Origin of the sequence: Metallosphaera sp. D4-4 (genome assembly GCF_046245145.1) — an archaeon.
GTDB classification, from domain to species: domain Archaea; phylum Thermoproteota; class Thermoprotei_A; order Sulfolobales; family Sulfolobaceae; genus Metallosphaera; species Metallosphaera sedula.
Map to the genome: position 1 here is coordinate 1,983,543 of NZ_CP176412.1, position 19,883 is coordinate 2,003,425.

The following is a 19,883-nucleotide window of genomic DNA, read 5'->3' on the forward strand; positions in this document are numbered from 1 at the left end:
AATGAGTTTACTGGACTTAGCAATAGGAATAGAGTTTAAGGTGCATAGATGGCCTTCAATTCATGCAGAAATTCCAAGGCCTGACGGCTTTCGGGTAACGGAGGAGATTGACGGAAAACCGTGTACAGCCTGGAGAGGATCAGAGAGTGGCAAATATGCCGTTTATCTCCTGAGAAAAAGAGGAATGGAACATAATGCGGTTATGTCCAGGCTGGCCTCTATTCTCGGTGAAAAACCAAGGTACCTAGGAATAAAGGATACTAATGCAGTTACGGAGCAACTAATATACGTAACGAGGAAGTCAAAGGATTTCCACAGGGAGGAGTCCTTTTCCATAGAGTTCATGGGATTCACTTCGACAAAACTGAACCACACCGGTAACATTTTCTCCATAAAGCTTGAGGCTGAGGAAAAGGAGGAGCTCAAAAGAAGGGTCAACACCATAAAGGGTGAAGGCGTTTTACCAGCCTTCATAGGGTATCAAAGGTTTGGAACCAGAAGACCCATAACGCATCTGGTAGGTAAGGCCTTAACTCAAAGGGACTGGTGCAAGGCGGTGGACTTCATTCTAGGTTATCCCTTCGTGTGGGAGAACGAGAACATCAGGCTATTTAGAGAGGAATACATGAAAGGGGAGGTAAAAGAGGAACTTCTCAGGAAGATACCGAGCCAGGAGAGAAACATTTACCTTGAGTTGAGGAAGACCGAAGATTGCCTCTCTGCTCTCAGGAAATCGCGGGTTAAACTTAGCTTTTATGTGGAGGCTTATCAAAGTTACCTTTTCAACAGGGTGCTATCCAGGAAACTAAGATATTCCACAGTGCACGAGAGGGATGAGATAACCATTCCCACGGATCCCAAACAATGCGACGCAGAGTGCCTGGAAGTCTTCGAGGTTGAAGGGATACAGAGGGGCAGTTTCCACATTGAGGAACTGGGAATATCCCTTAGACCTGTGAAAAGAAACGCTTTCATGAATGTCAGAGGCCTGCATTTTGACGGCGAGTTCGTAACGTTTTCCTTGGAAAGAGGGATGTATGCAACTGTGGTTCTATCTGAGATCCTAAACGCCGATCCAAAAGAGTTCACTTGATCATGGGACCAATCTCTTCTTGTCCCTCGGGAACAAGGATACCTCCTTGACGCTCTGAAGACCGGTAAGCATTAACATGAATCTCTGGAGTCCCATTCCAAACCCGGCGTGAGGCGGAATACCATAGTCGAACCACTTCAGGAAGAACTCAAAGTTAATTGGATTGAGACCCCTTGCCCTTAGCTCCCTCTCCAAAACCTCCCTAGTATGGTTCCTGCTACTCCCTGACACTAGTTCAAGCCATCTATAAACTAGGTCGAAGCTCTCACTAATCTTAGGATTATCCTCTCTCCTCTTAGTGTAGAAGGGACGGGCTTCAGCTGGCCAGTCAGTGATAAAGTAGAGATCCTGCTCCAGCACCTTGTTAAGTACCCTCGACTCTGGAGTACCTATATCATCCCCAAACTTCGTGGGTAGACCCTGGGACTGGAGTATCTCTATTGCCTCCTCGTAGGTAACTCTCTTAATGGGCCTGGTGATGGATGGGAGTCTATGATTAAGTATGGCCAGATCGTTTTGATGGTTTCTCGCCACGTTCTCAAGTACGTTGGCTATCACATCCTCAACTATCTTCATTACATCATTGTAATCAGCGAAGGCCATCTCAACGTCCATACTAATGAACTCCGCTAGGTGATAGGGAGTATCAGACTCCTCGGCTCTCCAAGCTGGAGCAACCTCAAAAACTCTTTCCACGGCACCAGCCAACAGCTCCTTATACAACTGCGGGCTCTGGGCTAGGAACGCCTCCTTCCCGAAGTATATAACAGGAAAGAGTTGAGCACCTCCCTCAGTTCCCGTAGCTATAATCTTTGGTGTAAATATCTCGTAGAACCCGTGTTTGTAGAGGGTCTCCCTGAACGTCCTCACAGCTGTGGATTGAATCCTTATCATAGCCTGCATTTCCTGCCTTCTCAGGTCCAGTAGCCTTTCCTTAAGCCTAACCTCTATATCTGCTTTGACCTTATCAGAGACGTCAAGCGGAAGAGGAGCCTTAGCCTTACTGAGGATCCTCAGCTCGCTACAGGACACCTCAACTCCATTTGGTGCTCTCTTATCAGCCTTAACTGTCCCCTTAATCTGAATAGCTGATTCCTGACTTAGCTCCTTTGCGACCTCAAACGAAGGAGATGTCTTATCCACTACTACCTGTCCTATTCCGCTCTTATCCCTGAGAAGAATGAACTTCTTTCCACCTAAGTCCCTAACGTTATGAACCCAACCCGCTAAAACAACTTCCTTTCCATCCAGATCAGGTGTTACATCCTGGATAAAGTGTGTCCGGAGCATTACTCAACCCTTATTTTGACCTTAGTGTCATGTATCTTAGATAAAGCGTTTTCTAGATCTACAGCGTTGGCTGGCAAGAGCCTCTTCTCATTCTTTGCTACCCTTATCACATACTGAACTGAACCGTCGGGAAGCCAAACCGTATTCACACCCAGGACCCTTGCCGGGGAGAGAAGCTGAACAGCACTATTCTTTATGCTCGTGGTCTTCTCCAGGATTCTAACCTTAAGCTTTAGCTTATCCTGAAGCGCGCGAGCTATCTTAATCCACTTAGAGGAATCTATGGAGGGCGGACTTTCAACCAAAAGGATCAACAAGTTTCCAGACCTAATTGCCTTATAGTAGGTTGCATCCTTTAACTCCCTGAACTGAGTCTCCTCTAAATCCAACAAAGCTTCCATTACCTTGACCTCAAACTGATCAACTTGGCCACTATCCACTAGGCTTTGGCAACGATTGCAAAGAAGGCCGCTCCTCACACAAAGATAATCAAGAGGAATTTTCATTCTAAGTCCACACTCCCTTTACCGCAATACTTTTGAATCTAGCTATTATATAAGTACTGGGTAGGAACGGATGCCTTTAACAGATCAGGCAAAAATTCAGATAGTCCAAGAGAGAGTGTTTATAAAGAAGGTGTGCAGAAACTGCGGTGCCCTTAACTCGATCAGGGCTACAAAATGCAGAAGATGTCATAGTACAAATCTCAGACCAAAGAAGAAGGAGTTGCCAACTAAGAGAGCTTGAACCCAAGGGAAGACAATCTCTCTCTCACACTCTCGCTATTTTCTTCGAAGGCTTCGCTGTGTTGCTTCAAAAGTTTCAAGTCTATTTTTAGTTTCTTCTCTCCTATCAACTGAACAATTCTCTTCAGCTCCTCCTCGTCTTCCTCCCTGAACGCATTAGCCTTGAGAAGAATATAGTCTTCTAGTTTTATGACCTTGAACGTGTCCTTTCCTATTTCCCTCTCCTCTGCGCTCTCTATTACAACGGGCGGGACAAAGAAGTCCTGTATATTCTCATAGAAATCCACTTGCAACTGCTCGTCGCCTAGGGGAACCACTATTCTAGGCGTATCAATGGGGGTAGAGCCCATATCCCAACCCCTCTCATCCGCAAGATCGCGAAGAACGTCATACTCAACTAGGACGCTGAAGTTAGTGGGAAATAGATCCACGTCGCTCTCGGTTCCCTTCCTTCCTAAAGACAAGTCCACCACAGTGTCGCCTATTATTACGAAGTCCATTTTTTCCTTTATTTGGCTCAAGATTTCTCCAATTTTCTCAAATGCGATCAACTAAACCACACATGATCAACCACAATTACTTTATAATTTTTTACTCCAACTCTAATACCGCCGGGGTGGCCGAGCGGTCTAAGGCGGCACTACCATAGGTAGCGCTAGGGGCTGCAGTGGGTTTCAGGTTGGAAACCCGTTATTTCGCGGGTTCAAATCCCGCCCCCGGCTCTCAAGTTTATATTGACCAGTTTCTGGTATTATAGCGATCCAACTTTGAGCCAGCCTAAGAGGAAAGAGGAGACCGTAGGTAGGGAGATGACGGGAGATGAGGCATTAGCTTACGTCCTTAAGGAAATAGGAGTTAAGCGAGTGTTCACCTCGAACGCAGTCCCAGATTTCCTTAGGGAGAGATTAGCCCAGTATGGCCTTGAAATAGATATTTCCTTGAGTGTAAGGGAGGCTCTGGAACTGGCAGACGCTTTCGCCAGGGATTCAGGAGATGCTGGAGTTGTAATCAGCACTCCAGGAAGCTCATTACTCGAGGGTAGCAGTGTAGTGGCTCAGGCATTCTCCGATTCCGTTCCGCTACTCATGATCGGTACATTGAGGTCCTATAGGGATGTGGGAAAGGCTAGAGTTGGCGAACTGAAGTCACCTGACGACGTATCAAGTTCCCTCTCACCCTTCATCAAGTTCAAGGAGAGGGTAATCAGCATAGAGGAGATTACAGTCACTGTGGAGAAGGGGTACAAGGAAGCTCTGAGCAATAGAATGAGGCCCGCTCTTGTGGAGATAGCAGAGGAGCTTTTCCGGTTAAAGGCATATCCACTCTCTACCGCAGAGCAGAAGCCTGAGAGGAAGACGCCAGACAAAAACACAGTGGCCAAGGTGGCTGAGGTAATGGGAAACTCCAAGTTGCCTGTAGTGGTTGCAGGGTATGGAGTTAGGGCAAGCAATGCGTCACCTCAATTATTGGAACTCGCGGAGTTACTTGACGCGCCGGTGATCACAACCTTTAGAGCCAAGGGAGTTTTCCCGGCCTCACATCCGCTCTACGCAGGCGAGGGATTGGGAGCATTTTCCACGGAAGTTGCTTCCAAGCTCATGATGGAAGCAGACTCGATTCTAGTACTTGGGTCTAGATTGCCTCAACTTAGTACTGCCGGCTGGTCCATGAGGTATAAGGGTTTCCTCATGCACAACAATGTGGATGGAGAGGACATAGGCAAGGTAGTAATGCCACAACTTCCCATTGTTGCAGACACAGGCCTCTTCCTTAAGGAACTGATAACAATACTCAAACAGAAACTAAAGGAAAACATCAAGAGGGAAGTAAGAAGCGAAATAGCGTCAAGCAGGAGAGTGTTCACCATGAAACCCCACTCGGGACTATGGCCATATGACGTTACTAGACTTCTACAACAGTTCAGGTTTTCGAGATACTTCGTGGATTTAAGTGCCCCAACTCTTGACCTGGTTAGACTACCCATCGAGAGCCCCGTATGGAACACGAGCGAATCAATTCTCGAGAAGGGAATAGGTGTCGCAGGTGTGCTACAGTCCAACGATCCAGGTGCCCTCGGAATTACTGACCTAGCTGGTGTACTAAGAAATGTTGGCCTCATTCAGCAAAGGGCTGAAAAGGCGAAGGGAGTAATCCTTGTGCTCAATGACGGGGGAGCAACTTACCTTGACACGTTCAAATCGGACATACCATCTATAGGAAAATCGGGAACGTTTGTGGACGTGGATGAGTTCCTAGAGAGATCCACTGGAGCAATCACAGTGGATACCTACGGAGGGTTGAAGGATATCCTGGAGCGGAGAGACCCTAAGCTTAAGGTAATAAACGTGAAGATAGATCCGGATTACGAGTCAATCGTTCTTCTAAAACCATAAGCCTTTTTACTCAAATTCTATCGTGGCCGGAGGCTTAGTCGTTACGTCGTAGACGACTTCTCCTACTCCAGGAATTCTGAGTAATTCATCCGCTATCCTTGAAAGTAGTGAGGGATCTATTTCAACGATATCGGCAGTCATGAAGTCCTCGGTGCTAACTGCCCTGATGGCCACAGTATACTTTCCTTTAGTAGTTCTCACCCTCATAAGGGCTCTAGTGTATTCACCGCTAGTTATTTTCTGAGATATCTCCCTTATCTGGGTGTAATTATCCCTGAGGCTGAACGACGCCATCTTTCCGTAAGTTCTAACGTCGCCCTTAACCCCTGTTGACTTTACGGAATAAACCATGATTTGGTCGTGAAGTAGTTCAGATAGTTTCGTATCAGGTGACGAATTGCTCTCAAATACTGCAGCAAAGTATTGGGAAGGTCTCAGGGGCTCAAGTAGGTCTTCCACAATTGCATTGCTCTTCCTAGTTATCTCCAGTTTCTCCTTGGACAGCCTTCCAACACATCTCACCAGAAGCCCTGGCCCAGGGAAGGGCTGCCTCTCTGATATTTCTCTGGGAAGTCCCAAGTATCTAGCCAGTTCCCTTACCTCATTCTTGTATAGGTCAGCCAACGGTTCCACTAAGGAGAAGCCCCAGGTTTTTTCAGTATTTATGCCCAACTGGACTAGCACATTATGTTGCGTCTTGATTCCACCCTGGGTTTCTATCCAATCAGGTGCAATGGTGCCCTGAACCAGGAACCTAGAATTTTCCTGTGCCACGATCTCAGAAATAGTTGAGTAGAAGAGATCTCTGAATTTCTTCCTCTTTTCCTCAGCGTCCTCTAGACCCTCTATTGAGCTTATGAACCTCTCGCTCCTGTCCACTATCTTGAGGGGCATAACGCTCTTCAAGAGATCCTTGACCCTATTGGCCTCATTCTCCCTGAGAAACCCCGTGTCTATCATGACCGGAGTGACCTTGTCCCCTAAAATCCTATACATCAAGGCTGCGGCGGTTGTACTGTCAACTCCGCCACTTACTGCAGCCACAACCCTATTGTCCCCGACGACTGACCTGATCTGAGGCTCTATCTCCTCAATAAACTTCTCTGGAGAGAACATTAAGCGTGTTTAACCATACTATCCATATAAATCTGTTCTATTATGTCAAGATCTAGCGTATCCCTTAGAAGCTGGTACACCTTGTCCACCGAGGTGCTTATCTCTTCCTCTATGGATCCAGCTCTGAGTTTTATCCCGAAATCCTCAAGAATTCTCTTACCCCCCTCGGAGAAGAGGGAACCGTGAACGCTCAATCCCACGTGCCGACCGTTCCTCGATCCGTCGTAAATCTCAACATGCTCATGATTTCTCTTCGTGATGAGAAGGAGGGGTTTGCCTTCGATGTACTCTATCTCCCCCCTCCTAATCTCATATCCGCGTATCAATCCATACTCTGATTCCCCAAGGGATAGGGAGACCACCTTGTTCCTCCTGAATCTCACGTTGATTGGAAGAAGATTTAGACCCTCATAAGACGAGGGCTCTCCAGCCTCTAGTCCGTAGGGATCGTGGAGAGTTTTACCCATTATCTGAAACCCACCGCATACCCCAAGGACAGGCTTCCTCCTCAAGACCTCCGTGAAACCTCTCTCCACTAGCCACGAAAGTGACAGTTTAGTGTTCCTGGTTCCGGGCAAAATGATAAGGTCGGCCTTGCTTAAATGGGACGGCCTGGTAACGAACCTGAGCCTAGCATTGGACTTCTCGAAGACGTGAAATTCATTGAAGTTACTCATGTATGGGTAGGCGACCACGTCAACTTCCAGCTCGCCATCCCCTAGATCAGACACGTTCATGGAGTCCTCGGCCATTATTCTAAGCCTATCGTCATACGGGATAATTCCTAGATATTTCATGGAGGTCTTGGACTCAAGCCAGGATATGGCTGGTTCCAGTAACTTCTCGTCTCCTCGGAACTTGTTGATGATAAATCCCCTTAACTTGTCCCTAACCGATGACGGCAACATCTGGTAAATCCCAAAGGCTGAGGCGAAGGCTCCTCCCCTATCTATATCCAACACGAGAATGGCCTGGATACCTTCCTGCATGAGCTTGAAACCTGTGATATCCCTTTCCATGAAGTTTGGCTCTCCGAGCCCGCCAGCGCTCTCCACAACCATGTCCTCCCTAACACTTGGCCTAATCTTTTCCCAATACGTAGTTAACCTCGAGTAATACTCATTGGGCGAAAAGTTGCCTTGTGACTCCCCCCAGAAGATTACCTCGATCCCTTTTCCTGAGGGTTTAAGGAGAATAGGGTTCATGAACCTCTCAGGTTGTAGACCACTTCCCATGGCTTGAAACGCCTGAATGAAGGCTATCTCCCCACCGTCATGTGTGGGGTAACTGTTCAGCGACATGTTCTGCGCCTTAAAGGGAATCCCCCTGAAATGCCTTACCAGAGCGGATGTGACTAGCGATTTGCCGGAATCGCTCATGCTGGAAGATATTATAATCGCCATGTCACCAGTATGAGAGTGTGCGAGTATTAAAGGGAATTTTGGGACAGCTAAGCTTCTTTACTGTAATTCCAGCGGGAAAGGTAGACTTCGAACTGGTAATGGAATACGCTTTCCTCTCACCCCTGGTGGTTGGGATAGTAACTGGAGTTATAGACTACCTAGCTATCCTCCCGCTTTACCTTATCCTAGGTCATTTAGCCTGGGTTCTCCTGATTCCTGTGGTCGAGGGGGTGAGGGGGTTCAATCACCTGGACGGACTGCTCGATTTCGGTGATGCCCTCATGATAAGGGGGACACAGGAGGAGAGGAGGAGGGCTCTAAGGGACGTGGCAGTAGGGGCCGGCGGTGTGGGTCTGCTGGTTGTGTACCTCACGATATTTTACGTTGCAACACAGGTAATGGGTGGGACAGGATTTACTACCTTGTATCAACTAATCTCGGCGGAGGTCCTTTCCAGGGTTGTAGGTCTGCTCTCCCTTTCGATCTCTAAGCCCATGGAGGGGAGCTCGCTGGGTAAGGCTTTCCACGAAAGACTTAAGGGAAAGTGGCCAGTCCTACTTGTTGAGAGCGTCCCATTCCTATCCCTCTGTTCCCTGATAGTTACTGCTATTCTTACGATTCTATTTGTATACGCGGGGAAGAGGGTGCTGGGAGGTTCTTCGGGGGACCTAACCGGTATGGCGATAACATTAAGCTTCCCCATCATGCTGATCAGTGAAGTAAAATGCTACCCATTCTCATTGCCTCACTTGCTTTAGACCTAGTGATGGGTGAGCCACCTACCTTCATACACCCTGTGGTGTATGTTGGGAGGATATCGGAGAAGCTGATAAGGCCATTCAAGGGAAAAGTCTACGGAGTAATTCTGTGGCTAGCCTCGGTAATCCCAGTCCTTCTACTGTGCCTGACGCCCCTGTATTTACCCAGGTTAATAGAGGCAATTCTGCTTGTTCTCGTTCTGAAAACCACCTTCTCGATCAGGATGTTATACATGATTGTGAGATCGTCTATTCCCTTGAGGGAGGAATCTAGAAGGATTGTGCAGAACATAGTCAGAAGGGATTTGAGAGAGGTCTCCTTGGGTCACGTAGCATCGGCGTCCATAGAGTCTCTCTTTGAGAGCCTTGTTGACGGGATAACTTCCCCCCTGTTCTGGTTTCTCTTGCTTGGGCTTCCTGGAGCCTTACTTCAAAGGTTTGCCAATACCATGGATAGCATGGTTGGGTATAAGACCCCAGACCTGATTAATGAGGGGTACTTCTCAGCAAGGATGGACACTGCTCTAAACTACGTTCCTGCGAGATTGACCGGACTAATGATGCTACTTGCCGGTCTTCTCCTGGGACTGAACGTGAGAAACGCAATTGTCACCCTACGCAACACTAAGATGGAGAGTCCCAACGCTAGGTACCCTATAGCTATAGCAGCTGGCCTCCTCGAGGTCAGACTCGAAAAGATAAATGCCTACTCTGCAGGTTCAGGGAACCTTCCAGACTCTAGGGACGTGGAGAGAGCCTTAGCCTTGTTTAGGCTTACCTTGCTTCTCTATCTCCTTTTCATTTTAACTAGTTATTACTACCTTTATGGCGTTTCCTTGTTTGGCTACCCTTACGGCCTCGTGGAACTGCTCTAGGTCATATCTATGTGTCACAAGCTTCCTTACATCAACCCTTCTCTCAGAGATGAGTTTCAGGGCCTCCCTTGTGTCCTCCTCTACAGCTGCATTACTGGGAATTACTGAGATTTCGTTGTTAAGGAGCTCGCTAATATCGTAGTTGAGTATCGTTCCTTTGTAGGGAACCCCAAACAGTAGCACCCTACCTCCCTTCCTCACAGAGTTCAGACCTGAAAGGATAGCTTGAGGAGCCCCTGAGGCTATTATCGCCACATCTACGCCACGACCATCCGTGGCCTTCTTCGCTTCCTGTTCCACTTGGTGCTTGCTGGGATTGAGCAAGAGGGAAGCACCTAGAGATTCAGCGAAGTTCAACCTGTACTCCGATACGTCAGAAATGATTACGTTTGACACTCCCATGTCCTTAATCTTTAGAAGATGTAATAGCCCCATGGGACCTGCACCGACTATGAGAACTGAGTCGTCCCTCGATATTCCTACACGCCTTTGGGCCCTAACCACTGTAGCTAGGGGCTCCACGAAGGAACCCTCCTCGAATGAAACGTTACTGGGCAATACGAGTATTCCTCCTCTCTCCACGTTCCACGCTGGCACCCTGAAGAACTCGGCGAAACCTCCAGGATCTAAGTTCGTTTTCCTATAATACGGGCACATGGTAGGGCTTCCCTTCTTGCAGTAATAACATTCGTAACATGGGACGTGATGATGTGCAAACACCCTATCCCCGGGCCTAACTGAGTCTGACATGGATTCGGCTACTATCCCAGCAGGCTCATGTCCTAGTATGGGTTGAGAGGCCGTGTATTGTCCGCACATTTTCTCTATATCTGTTCCACAAAGTCCACATGCCTTCATCTCCACAAGGACGTCGCCCGGATCCAGTTTGGGAATTGGGACTTCCTTGAGTACTGCCTTTCCTCCCTCCATGATAATGGCTTTCATGGTACAATTCAAATCCCCCAATAATTTAAAGTGAAAGTGTTGACGATCCACTCAAGATTAAATAGTACTACGGCCCATAATATCACGTGTTATTGATTATTTTCATCTTAGTCTGTCTCTCAGTATTAACGGGTCTGTATTTCTCAGTCCCGGCCATATCCCTTAAAAGGTATAGGGAGATTAATGGAGAGTCCCTAACTGATCTTAAGCTGAGAACAGGCCTTGAGTTTTCGGTAAGGGTGAAGGAAGACCCACTCGTTAATGCCTTATCGCTCCCAAACAACGTGATAGTGGTTACGTCAGGACTGGTCAAGGAGGGTACGGAGAGCTTAACATCAGCTATTGCCCATGAGCTAGGCCATCTCCAGGGGAGACATCACCTTAAGACCTTCATCTTATTGTTAGGGATAACGAGCATCTCCATTTATCTTCTCGACGTGGATGTGGTTCTAGGGCTTGGCCTAATGTTAATGGGTATAGTTCTTGTGAGGTACGTTTCTAGGCACTTTGAGTACTCAGCGGATAGGTTTGCCGCGGAATTGGTGGGAAGGGAACGGTATACGCGTCTTCTTGCGCTTCACATGAACCCTAGGGAGAAATCGTCTCCTCTTTCCACGCATCCTACAGTGTTAAATAGGCTTAAGAAGATTTAAAGTACCCTCTATCTAGTAAAAACAAATGAGATACGTAGGTAAACCCGTTAGAAGGGTTGAGGATCCGAAGCTTATAACAGGAAGGGGTTCATTTGTTGACGACATCCAGATACCGGGGACCTACTATGTGGCCTTTGTAAGATCTAAATATCCACACGCGCGGATTAGTGTTAAACCAAGTCAGAACGTTTTCACTGGTTCTCAAATAAATCCAGGGAAGGATTTTCCTATTCCGTCTAACGAAGTCACATATGCAGGTCAACCTATTGCAGCAGTGATAGCCAGGGACCGATATGAGGCTTACGATCTTTTAGAGAGCGTTGAAGTGGAATACGAGCAACTACCCTATGAAACAGATCCTTTCAGGGCCATGGAAGACAAGGTCAAGGTCTACTCTAAGGCTGAAAGTAATATTTACGCCAAAAAGGAGTTCTTTGGCGGGGAGGCGAAGAAGGAGCTGGAACAATCTCCAATCGTGTTATCTGGAGAACTCCATAACCAAAGGATTATAGCTTCGCCCATGGAAACTAGGGGGACTCTAGCGTGGTTTGACGGTAATAGGCTGAACGTCTGGTCCTCTACTCAGTCGGCGCACTATTTAAGGAGAAACCTGGTGAGCTTCCTGGGAATACAGAATATCAGGGTCATTCAACCAGACGTGGGAGGGGCCTTTGGGAGCAAGATAATAACTCACCCAGAGGAATATGCGGTGAGCTTCCTTGCCCTTAAACTTGGGATCCCCCTAAAGTGGATACCCACGAGAACAGAAGAGATGCTGAGCGCTGGACATGGAAGAGATAAGTGGCTGAGATACAAGGTTGGTGTAAAGAGGGACGGAACTATCACGGCAGTTGTTGGAACTGTGGTGGGAAATCTAGGGGCTCCCTATCGTGATGCCAACGACGATGATTCTGGGAACGTCATGAGCGCCGCTAGGATGCTCCCTGGACCGTATAGAATAAAGCATGGGTTTGTCGCTGCTTACAGCGTTAACACTAACCTAACTCCGACTACCTCATATAGGGGAGCCGGTAGACCAGAGGCTACCTATTTCATTGAAAGTATAATCGAGGAGATAGCTGAAGAGCTGAAGCTGGACCCGCTAGAGGTCAGGCTCAGAAACGTGATAAGACCTGAGGAGATGCCCTACACTAACGTGTTTGGTATAACCTATGATTCCGGAAACTACCCAGAGTTACTAAACTCAGCTAAATCATACTATGAACAACTTAAGGCTGAAGCTAAAGACAACCAGTGCGTAGGACTGGCGATGTACGTTGAAATAACAGCGTTCGGCCCCTGGGAGACAGCCAGGGTTTACGCTAAGTACGACGGAAGGATAGTTGTGGTCACTGGCACTGGACCGCACGGCCAAGGTGATGCAACTGCTTTTGCACAGCTCGCAGCCGATGCCTTGGAAATCTCCATGGATCTTGTGGAGGTCAGGTGGGGAGATACTGATGTGATTGAAGATGGAATTGGGACTTGGGGAAGTAGAACAGTTACTATTGGAGGCTCGGCAGTAATAATGGCTTCTCAAGAACTTAGGAAAAGGCTAACAGAGGCTGGCGCGAAAGCCCTTGAAGCTGACGTAGAGGAGGTAGAGTATAGGGAGGGCAAAGTGGTTCATAAAAAGACTGGAAAAAGTCTAGAGTTAGCTGAGATCATCAAGTCAGCCTATAAGCTCGGTATTTCCCTTGATGTGACCTCCGTCTATCCGGTCAAAAAGCCCACATCACCTTATGGAGTTCACATGGCATTAATGGAGATAGATAGGGAGACTGGACTAATTAGCGTGAAGAAATACATTGCCGTCGATGACGTGGGGAACGTTATTAATCCCCTATTGGCTGAGGGACAGATCCACGGAGGTGCGCTTCAAGGAATAAGCCAGGCCTTATATGAGGAGGCCGTAATTAATGATGGTACCTTACAGAATCCTACCTTTGGCGACTATGCGTTACCCACAGCGGTAGAGACCCCACGCTTCACATGGAAGTATCTCACCAACGGTCTTTCACCCCATCCCACTGGAAGCAAGGGAATAGGCGAGGCCGGGACGGTCGTAGGAACTCCGGTTATATCCAATGCGATCTCCAGTTGTCTGAAGAAGAAGTTCAGTACCATGCCTATCTTATTGGAGAAGGTATTAGGTGACCAGTAGGTTGCAGAGACATCTCCTTTCCCAAAAGGAGGCCAAGGAGTTCAAGGAGAAAGTTAGAAATCTCTATGGTGTAGATCTGACATCAGATAAGATCGAGATAGGAAAGGAGAAAAGACAACTGTTTTACTTTGTGGATGATGTTCTGAGTTTTTTCGGCGAGAATCTGACTCCAACACTATGTTTCCTTTTAAAGCACAGAACTAACCTTCCCTGGGTAAAGATAGACGAGGGCGCAGTGAAGGCTGTCGCCAGAGGAGCAGACCTTTACGCGCCTGGCGTTGTGGAGCATTCTGGAGACGTGAAACCGGGCCGTCTTCTTGTGGTAAAGACGAAGCTTGATCAGCCAGTCGCCATCATGAATACCGTGGAAGGGGCAGACGAAGCCCTAAAGAACAAAAGGGGGAAAGTGGCGTCTGCATTGCACTGGATCGGAGATGATATGTGGAATTTATGCAGATCGAAATCTTAGACTGGAATCATTAGATTTTCCAGAGAATATCATGAAACCAATTTCCTTCAAGAAAGCCTGGTCATGTCATGCCTTAACTCTTTCCCCTTTTCTTAAGTTTCTGAAGCTCTTCCCTCAATTCCTCAATCTGCTTCCTAAGCATGGAGATCTCGCCCTCGTGTATTTCAACTATCTTGGTTATTCGTTCAATTGGATTCTCTGACGCTAAAATTAGTTTCACGTTCCCACTCTCGTCCATGGACACGTAACCTAACCTAACAAGTTCTCTTACATATCCCTTTGCGGTTTTAGGTGAGACCTTAAGGAAAAGAGCTATATCCTGGATGTTTATTTCTCCTTTGTTTCTAATGATGTTAACAATATCCTGCAGTCTGGGCGTTAACTCCATAAAATCAATGGTTAAACCGTTCTATTTTTAAGCAATTGGGCCCCTATCTTACTGAGGACCTTCATTGACGCTTTTAATAAAGGAGAATGAGGTGAATTCCCTTCTAAGCTTTAAGGATGCATATGATGCCTTAAGGGAAGCATTTATCCTTGAAGATAACAAGAAGGCTGTAAACACAAAAAGAATTAGGACGTCATTTTCAGGGTCTACCCTTACCTATCAGGCTGGAGCAATGGAGGGGTATATTGGCTTTAAAACTTACATAAGGGGAAACTTTGTGTCGCTTCTTTTCTCGGGTGATGGAGAGCTTCTCATGATATCTGAGGCCGATAGGTTATCTCTCCTGAGGACAGGTGCTCTCTCGGTACTTGCTTCGGACATCATCAGGAGAGACTACTCGTCTGTAGGGATAGTGGGACTAGGAAAGCAAGGAATAGCCCAGGTTGAGGCTTTCCATTCTCTTAAACCTGGGCTCAAGATCATGGGATATACAAGGAGCCAGGAGAGAGAGGCAAGGGCAAAGGAAGCTCTCTCAAAGATGGGAATTAGGCTCGAGACAGTTCCCAACTTGAAGGATTTAGTTTCAAGGGTGGAGGTAGTGGTTACTATAACTACCGCGACTTCTCCGATCCTGAAACTGGATTATCTGAAGGAAAGGGCTCACATAAACGCCATGGGATCTAATCTACCTGAAAGGGTAGAGCTTTTCCCAGAAGTGATCAAGGCGTCTAAAATAGTCGCGGTGGAGGATAAGGAACAGGCGAAGGAGGAGGCGGGAGACCTAATCTTAGCCGAGAAGATGGGAATGATGGACTGGAACAAGTTAGTCACACTCTCCGAGTTGGTAAGTGGGAAGGTTTCCGTGGAGCCTGGATTAACTATTTTCAAGTCAGTTGGTATAGGCCTAGAGGATGTTAGTGTCATGAAGAGGCTCTATCTTAAGGCCAAGGATAAGGGAGCTGGTACAAAGCTGGAGGTAAGAGGAAAATGGTCTCAAGGATAGGAAGAGAAATAGAACTCTCGCCCGTGGAGATGGGATCTAGGCTCGGGCGTAACGTAAAAATTAACATGGCCAGCGGGTCACCCGATCCGTCAACTATTCCAGTTGATGAGATAGGAAGAGCCTACGAGGAAGTGCTGGCCGACCTGGGCCCAAGATCACTTTTCTACCCAGGTGCCGGAGGTCAGCAGGAGTTAATTGAGGAAGTGAACAAATATCTTCCTGCCATAGGCTTAAGAAGTAAGGATCCAATAGTCATAACCAGTGGTGCTCAACACGCCATAGAGTTGTTGTCGAAGTACTTCCTCGAGAACGGGACTGTTGTGGTGGAGAACCCAACCTTCGTGGAGACTTTTTCAGCCTTTAAGTTAAGGGCTTCAGTCACGATACCCGTCACTGTGGATGGAAAAGGTATTTCCACAGATGAGCTGGAGCTCGTTACCAAGATAGTTAAGCCAGACCTAGTCTACGTGATACCGGACTGTCATAACCCTGCTGGAGTGAACTTGAATGAGGAAAGGAGGAAGATACTGGTTGAGTTGGCTGAGGAAAGGGACTTCTATGTGATAGAAGACGACCCTTACAGACCCATAGCTGGGTGCGTTCCAGCTCCATTAAAAAATTACGATCGTAGTGGCAGGGTCATACACGTCAGCAGTTTCAGTAAGATCTTGGCACCGGGTCTAAGGATAGGTTTCGTGGTAGCCCCTCCAGAAATAGCGGAGAAGTTGAGCCTCATGGAACAACTGGACTTTTCCACTTCAACTCTAAATCAGTATGTCGTCTCGCGCCTTTTGAGATCTGGATTCATTTTATCTAGAACGAAGATTCTTCCAGAGCACTACAGGAAGAAAATGAAAGTCCTTGTGGACTCCCTAACGGATGCAGGGATATCAGAGTTTAATCAGCCCAGTTGCGGGTTCTTCCTTTTGCTTGACCTTAAGAGGGATGCCCATAGAGTTTTGGAGGAAGCGGTAAGGCAAGGCCTAGCTTTCGTTCCTGCTAAGGACTTCTTCCTACGGGGCGGAGAGACAATGGCTAGGCTGAGTATCACAGTTCCCAATGAGGAGCAGATCAAGGCCGGAGTTGAGATACTGAAGAGGGTTATTCGAGGCTAGACTTGATAGATCTCCTTAGGCAAGGAAGAGAGAACCTCCGCCCTGTCTCGCATAATGACCATGTCCTCGATTCTAATCCCAAATTTCTCGGGTATGTAGATCCCAGGTTCTATGGTAAAAACGGAGTTCCTAGGTATCACATCGCCGTTGTCGGGAGAGATGTAGGGGAACTCGTGAACGTCTATTCCAATTCCATGTCCGGTTCTATGAATGAAGTATTTACCGTAGCCCCTACCTTCTATGACGCCTCTAGCCCTTTGGTCTATCTTCATCCCCGACAATCCATAGGTGGACTCCTCAGCCTTTACCACAGCCTCGTGAACTATTTCCCAAATTTTTGTCACCTCCTGTGATGGCTTCCCAATAGTAACGACCCTTGTGGTATCTGTGGAATACCCATGGTATTTGATACCAAAATCCACAATCACAGGTTCTCCTTTACGCACTTTCCTCTCAGTGCATCTCAGGTGTGGCATTGCCGTGTTTGGACCTGAGGTGAGGATTGTAGAGAAGGATGGCGTTACTCCATTCTCCCTGAAAATCCCCTCCAATATCTGCGACAAGCGACATTCCGTCTCCCCCTCCTTAACCCTCGAAATAAATTCCATGAAGGATTGCTCTGCAATTTTCAACCCTTCCTTCATTATCCCTATCTCCTCCTCATCCTTAACTGATCTTATTGGAGCTATGAGTGGTGAAACCAGGATTAGGTCCGATGGGGAGAACCTATTAAGTATACTAACTAGAAACATTGACCAAAGTTGGTCGTCGATAGCAAGAGAAGAACCTTTCTTGATCTGTAAAAGAGAATAGGGATCTTCTCCGTCCACGTAAGTTCTTACTTCTAGGCTGAGACCTGATAACTGTTGTTCATACATCTTTGGGGCTATCATGTAATCCTGTTCTCCGAGTATCAGGAGGATCGGTCTCTCCATTGGTTCCTCCGTGAAACCCGTGAGGTAAAACATGTTACTTCCAGGGCCCAGAACAAGGTAGTCCGCCTTTCCCTTTAGACGCTCCTTTACCCTTTGTACCCTGTTCTTATAATTCATGACAGAATAGTAGATAGCTAGATAAAACGATTTACCTTGGCTTGACCACTCGTACTATTAACAGGTATAGTAACACTTCAGTGCGAGGTTATATGCAGCGTTGAAGTCCCTGTCCACCTTATATCCGCACGCTGGACACACGAACAGGGATCCCATAACTTCACCTTTCTTGTACCCGCACTGGGAACAAACCTTCGAGGTGTTTCTAGGATCCAATCTCCTGAATCTTATCCCTTTCTCCAACAATTCCCTCTCCAGTTCATCTTCGATCAGTTTGAGACCTCTGCCTATCTTCGCGTCATATAATCTCAAATCCTCTAACGCAACAATCTTAGGGCTTAACTCGACAAGGAAATCCATCAACTCCCTTAAAGATATCCTGACCTTTTCCCTTATCTCCCTGACATAGGAGAGTCCCTGCGTCTCGCTCATGTATTTAGTAAAGGTCTCCATGATACTACCGTTACCTATGTACTTTGATTTGTATATCTTTCCGTTCTTGGTAACTGCAACCACTGTGAACAGGTGTCTTATTCCTAGATCTATTCCCACAATAGGGTCCTCCACTGGATACGCAAGATATACCCTAATGCTATCCTCAAAGTCCACTATGGCATATAGAGGAGTTCCTGGAAAGTCCACACTCACAATTGCCCCTACCTTATCTAGCTTGTAAACTGGTCCTTCTCCAATTAATTTCAGGGGACCTATCCTTGGCTTCGTATAAATTACGTTCATGTCCTTCAGGCTGGGAGGGGGAGAGGGCTTGGTCTTTACTCCTGATTTCTCTAACGTTTTATAGTAGGACACGTAGTAAACTATGTCGCTGTGTATAGTTTTTAGCTTACCGTAATCAATTATTTTGGCCTCAACCAAATGTTCTTTCATGAGAATAATTATTCTTCCACATGTTTATGAACTTAAGCCATAGATCTTCTAGAAAGAATATCTGAATTATTTGATTGTAAAAACCCAAGATTAGTCTCAAGGTATAAACTCTTGCCCTGCCATGTATTAAACTAGCTGGGAATTGAACCTAGTTGATCCTGTATACCCTATCAAGGGGCAATTCTTTCCCTCTCCCCCCTAGATAGTAGTTGACCGTGGCAGAATAAACGTAGGAATCGTGAGAATACATCTTGTAATACTCCTCCATCTCTCTCATGTTATTTCTATTATAATAGTAGTACGCAAATAATTCGGGCCCTGTCCCCTCAGCATAAGAGAGAAGAGCTGAATTTAAACTGGTGGCATTTCCCTTTAATCTACTCATCACTCTCAAATACGCCGTAGCTGGATCCATGGAGGAGACCTCCTTAGCTATTTCCCTGAGTATCATATAGCTATCAGTATATGGCAAATCGGAGTCTTTGAACGCGGATCTGGAGACTGAACCGTTGTGGGCGAAGAAGAGGTCATAGGGGCCTGCCCTTATGTGGTATGGATGAGCGTGAGAAACCCCCGTGAGAAACCTTTTCAAAGTCTTCCTAGCGTGAATTATCCCGACTATCCTTTCTCCCCTAATCGTATATAGAATTGAGACGTTTTCATCAGCGTACATAGGTCTCGCAGACGCATATTGAAATCTACTCCATTCACCATCCAGTACATAGATGGCGTATCCCCATCCGTCTGGATGCGAGTTACTGGAAAGAACGTCTTTCCTTGAAGATTTCATGAGAGCTCCTATAACTTCGCCGTCAATTTCCCCCTTTCCCGCGAAGGCGACAAATCTACACATCCAAACTCAACCCGTCCTTAGCGAGTAAGGCCTTGCCCTTCACGGAATTCTCAACCTCACCCTCGAGCTGTGCTGGGACGTGAGTTAGGACAGGGTTCCTAAACAGGTTAATCGCCTCCTTAACAGAGGTATGTCCCCATTCCTTACAGTTCTCTAAGCAACTGGCTTCATGGATAACCAGGTCAACCCCTGATATCTCTCTTAGCACTGTATCACAGGGCTCCAGGGTATCGCCTGAGTAAAGTACTCTCCTTTTTCCGTCTGTGATGATATAGGACACGGCGTATATCTTATGACAGGCTTCCAAGGAATAGACCTCTAGATCACCTATTTTTCCTGAGGGGAGGTGGTCTTCCATAACCTGAGCTGAAATGTTATTAGTCTTTTGGTAGACTCTAAGTACCTCTGAAAATCCAGGCGGAGAGAATACCTTGAGTTCTGGTACCCTATCGATTTGTCTTCTCACGAGATGATCAAATATTCCAGAGAAATGGTCAATGTGCAAATGGGTTATGAAGACGGCGTCAGGAACTACGCGCATGTCCTCCAATCTCATGTTAATACCTGACCCAAAATCCAACACAATCTTCCCTTCCTTCCCCTCAACTAGTATTCCTGCCTTAAACCTTCTCGATCCTGCGGTACTTCCTGCCCCTGTACCTAGAAATGTGATTTTCAC

Annotated in this window: 21 protein-coding genes and 1 tRNA gene; 11 read left to right on the forward strand and 11 right to left on the reverse strand. The window is 46.9% G+C overall.

Features of this window, described 5'->3' with window-relative positions:
• Position 1: 1 nt before the first annotated feature.
• Positions 2-1,093 carry a tRNA pseudouridine(13) synthase TruD gene (gene truD / locus ACI49J_RS10715; RefSeq protein ID WP_409366477.1) on the forward strand — a complete coding sequence of 364 codons (1,092 nt, stop codon included), beginning with the start codon at positions 2-4 and terminating at the stop codon, positions 1,091-1,093.
• Here the strand turns inward: truD and aspS are convergent, their stop codons facing one another.
• Together aspS and ACI49J_RS10725 are read right to left on the reverse strand one after the other, a co-directional pair.
• A complete protein-coding gene (aspS, locus tag ACI49J_RS10720; RefSeq protein WP_011921350.1) occupies positions 1,094-2,383 on the reverse strand; it encodes an aspartate--tRNA(Asn) ligase in 1,290 nt (429 codons plus the stop codon).
• Positions 2,383-2,889 carry a transcription elongation factor NusA gene (locus ACI49J_RS10725; RefSeq protein WP_011921349.1) on the reverse strand — a complete coding sequence of 169 codons (507 nt, stop codon included), beginning with the start codon at positions 2,887-2,889 and terminating at the stop codon, positions 2,383-2,385. Before ACI49J_RS10725 ends, aspS begins: the two co-directional genes overlap by 1 nt.
• Positions 2,890-2,959: 70 nt before the next feature.
• Between ACI49J_RS10725 and ACI49J_RS10730 the strand changes: the two genes are divergently transcribed.
• Positions 2,960-3,130, forward strand: coding sequence for a 50S ribosomal protein L40e (locus ACI49J_RS10730; protein ID WP_011921348.1), 171 nt, complete (start codon positions 2,960-2,962; stop codon positions 3,128-3,130).
• Here ACI49J_RS10730 and ACI49J_RS10735 read toward each other — a convergent pair.
• Complete coding sequence (locus tag ACI49J_RS10735) at positions 3,117-3,680, reverse strand: nucleotidyltransferase (protein ID WP_011921347.1); 564 nt, start codon at positions 3,678-3,680, stop codon at positions 3,117-3,119. The genes ACI49J_RS10730 and ACI49J_RS10735 overlap by 14 nt on opposite strands.
• 59 nt (positions 3,681-3,739) lie before the next feature.
• Between ACI49J_RS10735 and ACI49J_RS10740 the strand changes: the two genes are divergently transcribed.
• A tRNA-Cys gene (locus ACI49J_RS10740) sits at positions 3,740-3,851 on the forward strand.
• Positions 3,852-3,896: 45 nt separating this feature from the next.
• Positions 3,897-5,522, forward strand: coding sequence for a thiamine pyrophosphate-binding protein (locus tag ACI49J_RS10745; protein ID WP_240253987.1), 1,626 nt, complete (start codon positions 3,897-3,899; stop codon positions 5,520-5,522).
• Positions 5,523-5,528: 6 nt separating this feature from the next.
• On the opposite strand, the gene ACI49J_RS10750 is transcribed toward ACI49J_RS10745, so the two are convergent.
• Positions 5,529-6,638: an ATP-binding protein gene (locus ACI49J_RS10750; protein WP_240253986.1), complete on the reverse strand. Its 1,110-nt coding sequence runs from the start codon at positions 6,636-6,638 to the stop codon at positions 5,529-5,531.
• On the reverse strand, positions 6,638-8,041 hold the full coding sequence (locus ACI49J_RS10755) for a cobyric acid synthase (RefSeq protein WP_240253985.1): 1,404 nt from the start codon (positions 8,039-8,041) through the stop codon (positions 6,638-6,640). The genes ACI49J_RS10750 and ACI49J_RS10755 overlap by 1 nt, the downstream gene beginning before the upstream one ends.
• 17 nt (positions 8,042-8,058) lie before the next feature.
• On the opposite strand from ACI49J_RS10755, the gene ACI49J_RS10760 reads away from it, so the two are divergent.
• Together ACI49J_RS10760 and ACI49J_RS10765 are read left to right on the forward strand one after the other, a co-directional pair.
• Complete coding sequence (locus tag ACI49J_RS10760; protein WP_048059947.1) at positions 8,059-8,799, forward strand: adenosylcobinamide-GDP ribazoletransferase; 741 nt, start codon at positions 8,059-8,061, stop codon at positions 8,797-8,799.
• Entirely contained in the window at positions 8,766-9,674 is a 909-nt protein-coding gene (locus ACI49J_RS10765) for a cobalamin biosynthesis protein (protein ID WP_011921342.1), read from the forward strand. The genes ACI49J_RS10760 and ACI49J_RS10765 overlap by 34 nt, the downstream gene beginning before the upstream one ends.
• Here the strand turns inward: ACI49J_RS10765 and ACI49J_RS10770 are convergent.
• Complete coding sequence (locus ACI49J_RS10770) at positions 9,603-10,619, reverse strand: zinc-dependent dehydrogenase (RefSeq protein WP_409366414.1); 1,017 nt, start codon at positions 10,617-10,619, stop codon at positions 9,603-9,605. The two genes, ACI49J_RS10765 and ACI49J_RS10770, sit on opposite strands and share 72 nt — an antisense overlap.
• A gap of 86 nt (positions 10,620-10,705) precedes the next feature.
• Here ACI49J_RS10770 and ACI49J_RS10775 point away from each other — a divergent pair, with 86 nt between their 5' ends.
• From ACI49J_RS10775 to ACI49J_RS10785, 3 genes are read left to right on the forward strand one after another with little or no spacing between them, the layout of a single operon-like run.
• On the forward strand, positions 10,706-11,272 hold the full coding sequence (locus tag ACI49J_RS10775; protein WP_240253982.1) for a M48 family metalloprotease: 567 nt from the start codon (positions 10,706-10,708) through the stop codon (positions 11,270-11,272).
• 25 nt (positions 11,273-11,297) lie between these two features.
• Positions 11,298-13,436, forward strand: a complete 2,139-nt coding sequence (locus ACI49J_RS10780) for a xanthine dehydrogenase family protein molybdopterin-binding subunit (RefSeq protein WP_240253980.1) — start codon at positions 11,298-11,300, stop codon at positions 13,434-13,436.
• Entirely contained in the window at positions 13,426-13,905 is a 480-nt protein-coding gene (locus ACI49J_RS10785; RefSeq protein ID WP_225938824.1) for an RNA-binding protein, read from the forward strand. Before ACI49J_RS10780 ends, ACI49J_RS10785 begins: the two co-directional genes overlap by 11 nt.
• 73 nt (positions 13,906-13,978) lie before the next feature.
• On the opposite strand, the gene ACI49J_RS10790 is transcribed toward ACI49J_RS10785, so the two are convergent.
• Positions 13,979-14,293: a winged helix-turn-helix transcriptional regulator gene (locus ACI49J_RS10790; protein WP_011921337.1), complete on the reverse strand. Its 315-nt coding sequence runs from the start codon at positions 14,291-14,293 to the stop codon at positions 13,979-13,981.
• Positions 14,294-14,384: 91 nt separating this feature from the next.
• On the opposite strand from ACI49J_RS10790, the gene ACI49J_RS10795 reads away from it, so the two are divergent.
• Both ACI49J_RS10795 and ACI49J_RS10800 read left to right on the forward strand, forming a co-directional pair.
• A complete protein-coding gene (locus ACI49J_RS10795; RefSeq protein WP_409366415.1) occupies positions 14,385-15,296 on the forward strand; it encodes an ornithine cyclodeaminase family protein in 912 nt (303 codons plus the stop codon).
• Positions 15,281-16,411: a PLP-dependent aminotransferase family protein gene (locus tag ACI49J_RS10800; protein ID WP_011921335.1), complete on the forward strand. Its 1,131-nt coding sequence runs from the start codon at positions 15,281-15,283 to the stop codon at positions 16,409-16,411. Before ACI49J_RS10795 ends, ACI49J_RS10800 begins: the two co-directional genes overlap by 16 nt.
• On the opposite strand, the gene ACI49J_RS10805 is transcribed toward ACI49J_RS10800, so the two are convergent.
• From ACI49J_RS10805 to ACI49J_RS10820, 4 genes are all read right to left on the reverse strand, one after another.
• A complete protein-coding gene (locus tag ACI49J_RS10805; RefSeq protein WP_011921334.1) occupies positions 16,408-17,463 on the reverse strand; it encodes a Xaa-Pro peptidase family protein in 1,056 nt (351 codons plus the stop codon). The genes ACI49J_RS10800 and ACI49J_RS10805 overlap by 4 nt on opposite strands.
• Positions 17,464-17,520: 57 nt before the next feature.
• Positions 17,521-18,351 (reverse strand): zinc ribbon domain-containing protein, encoded by an 831-nt coding sequence (locus tag ACI49J_RS10810; protein ID WP_011921333.1) that lies wholly within the window; start codon positions 18,349-18,351, stop codon positions 17,521-17,523.
• Positions 18,352-18,499: 148 nt separating this feature from the next.
• Positions 18,500-19,204, reverse strand: coding sequence for a class II glutamine amidotransferase (locus tag ACI49J_RS10815; RefSeq protein WP_011921332.1), 705 nt, complete (start codon positions 19,202-19,204; stop codon positions 18,500-18,502).
• A complete protein-coding gene (locus ACI49J_RS10820) occupies positions 19,197-19,883 on the reverse strand; it encodes an MBL fold metallo-hydrolase (protein ID WP_011921331.1) in 687 nt (228 codons plus the stop codon). The genes ACI49J_RS10815 and ACI49J_RS10820 overlap by 8 nt, the downstream gene beginning before the upstream one ends.

Excerpts from the sequence above, each read along its gene's own strand:
- truD (WP_409366477.1), top strand. The coding sequence starts at position 2 with ATGAGTTTACTGGACTTAGCAATAGGAATAGAGTTTAAGGTGCATAGA.
- aspS (WP_011921350.1), bottom strand. The coding sequence starts at position 2,383 with ATGCTCCGGACACACTTTATCCAGGATGTAACACCTGATCTGGATGGA.
- ACI49J_RS10725 (WP_011921349.1), bottom strand. The coding sequence starts at position 2,889 with ATGAAAATTCCTCTTGATTATCTTTGTGTGAGGAGCGGCCTTCTTTGC.
- ACI49J_RS10730 (WP_011921348.1), top strand. The coding sequence starts at position 2,960 with ATGCCTTTAACAGATCAGGCAAAAATTCAGATAGTCCAAGAGAGAGTG.
- ACI49J_RS10750 (WP_240253986.1), bottom strand. The coding sequence starts at position 6,638 with ATGTTCTCTCCAGAGAAGTTTATTGAGGAGATAGAGCCTCAGATCAGG.
- ACI49J_RS10755 (WP_240253985.1), bottom strand. The coding sequence starts at position 8,041 with ATGGCGATTATAATATCTTCCAGCATGAGCGATTCCGGCAAATCGCTA.
- ACI49J_RS10765 (WP_011921342.1), top strand. The coding sequence starts at position 8,766 with ATGCTACCCATTCTCATTGCCTCACTTGCTTTAGACCTAGTGATGGGT.
- ACI49J_RS10770 (WP_409366414.1), bottom strand. The coding sequence starts at position 10,619 with ATGAAAGCCATTATCATGGAGGGAGGAAAGGCAGTACTCAAGGAAGTC.
- ACI49J_RS10780 (WP_240253980.1), top strand. The coding sequence starts at position 11,298 with ATGAGATACGTAGGTAAACCCGTTAGAAGGGTTGAGGATCCGAAGCTT.
- ACI49J_RS10790 (WP_011921337.1), bottom strand. The coding sequence starts at position 14,293 with ATGGAGTTAACGCCCAGACTGCAGGATATTGTTAACATCATTAGAAAC.
- ACI49J_RS10800 (WP_011921335.1), top strand. The coding sequence starts at position 15,281 with ATGGTCTCAAGGATAGGAAGAGAAATAGAACTCTCGCCCGTGGAGATG.
- ACI49J_RS10805 (WP_011921334.1), bottom strand. The coding sequence starts at position 17,463 with ATGAATTATAAGAACAGGGTACAAAGGGTAAAGGAGCGTCTAAAGGGA.
- ACI49J_RS10810 (WP_011921333.1), bottom strand. The coding sequence starts at position 18,351 with ATGAAAGAACATTTGGTTGAGGCCAAAATAATTGATTACGGTAAGCTA.
- ACI49J_RS10815 (WP_011921332.1), bottom strand. The coding sequence starts at position 19,204 with ATGTGTAGATTTGTCGCCTTCGCGGGAAAGGGGGAAATTGACGGCGAA.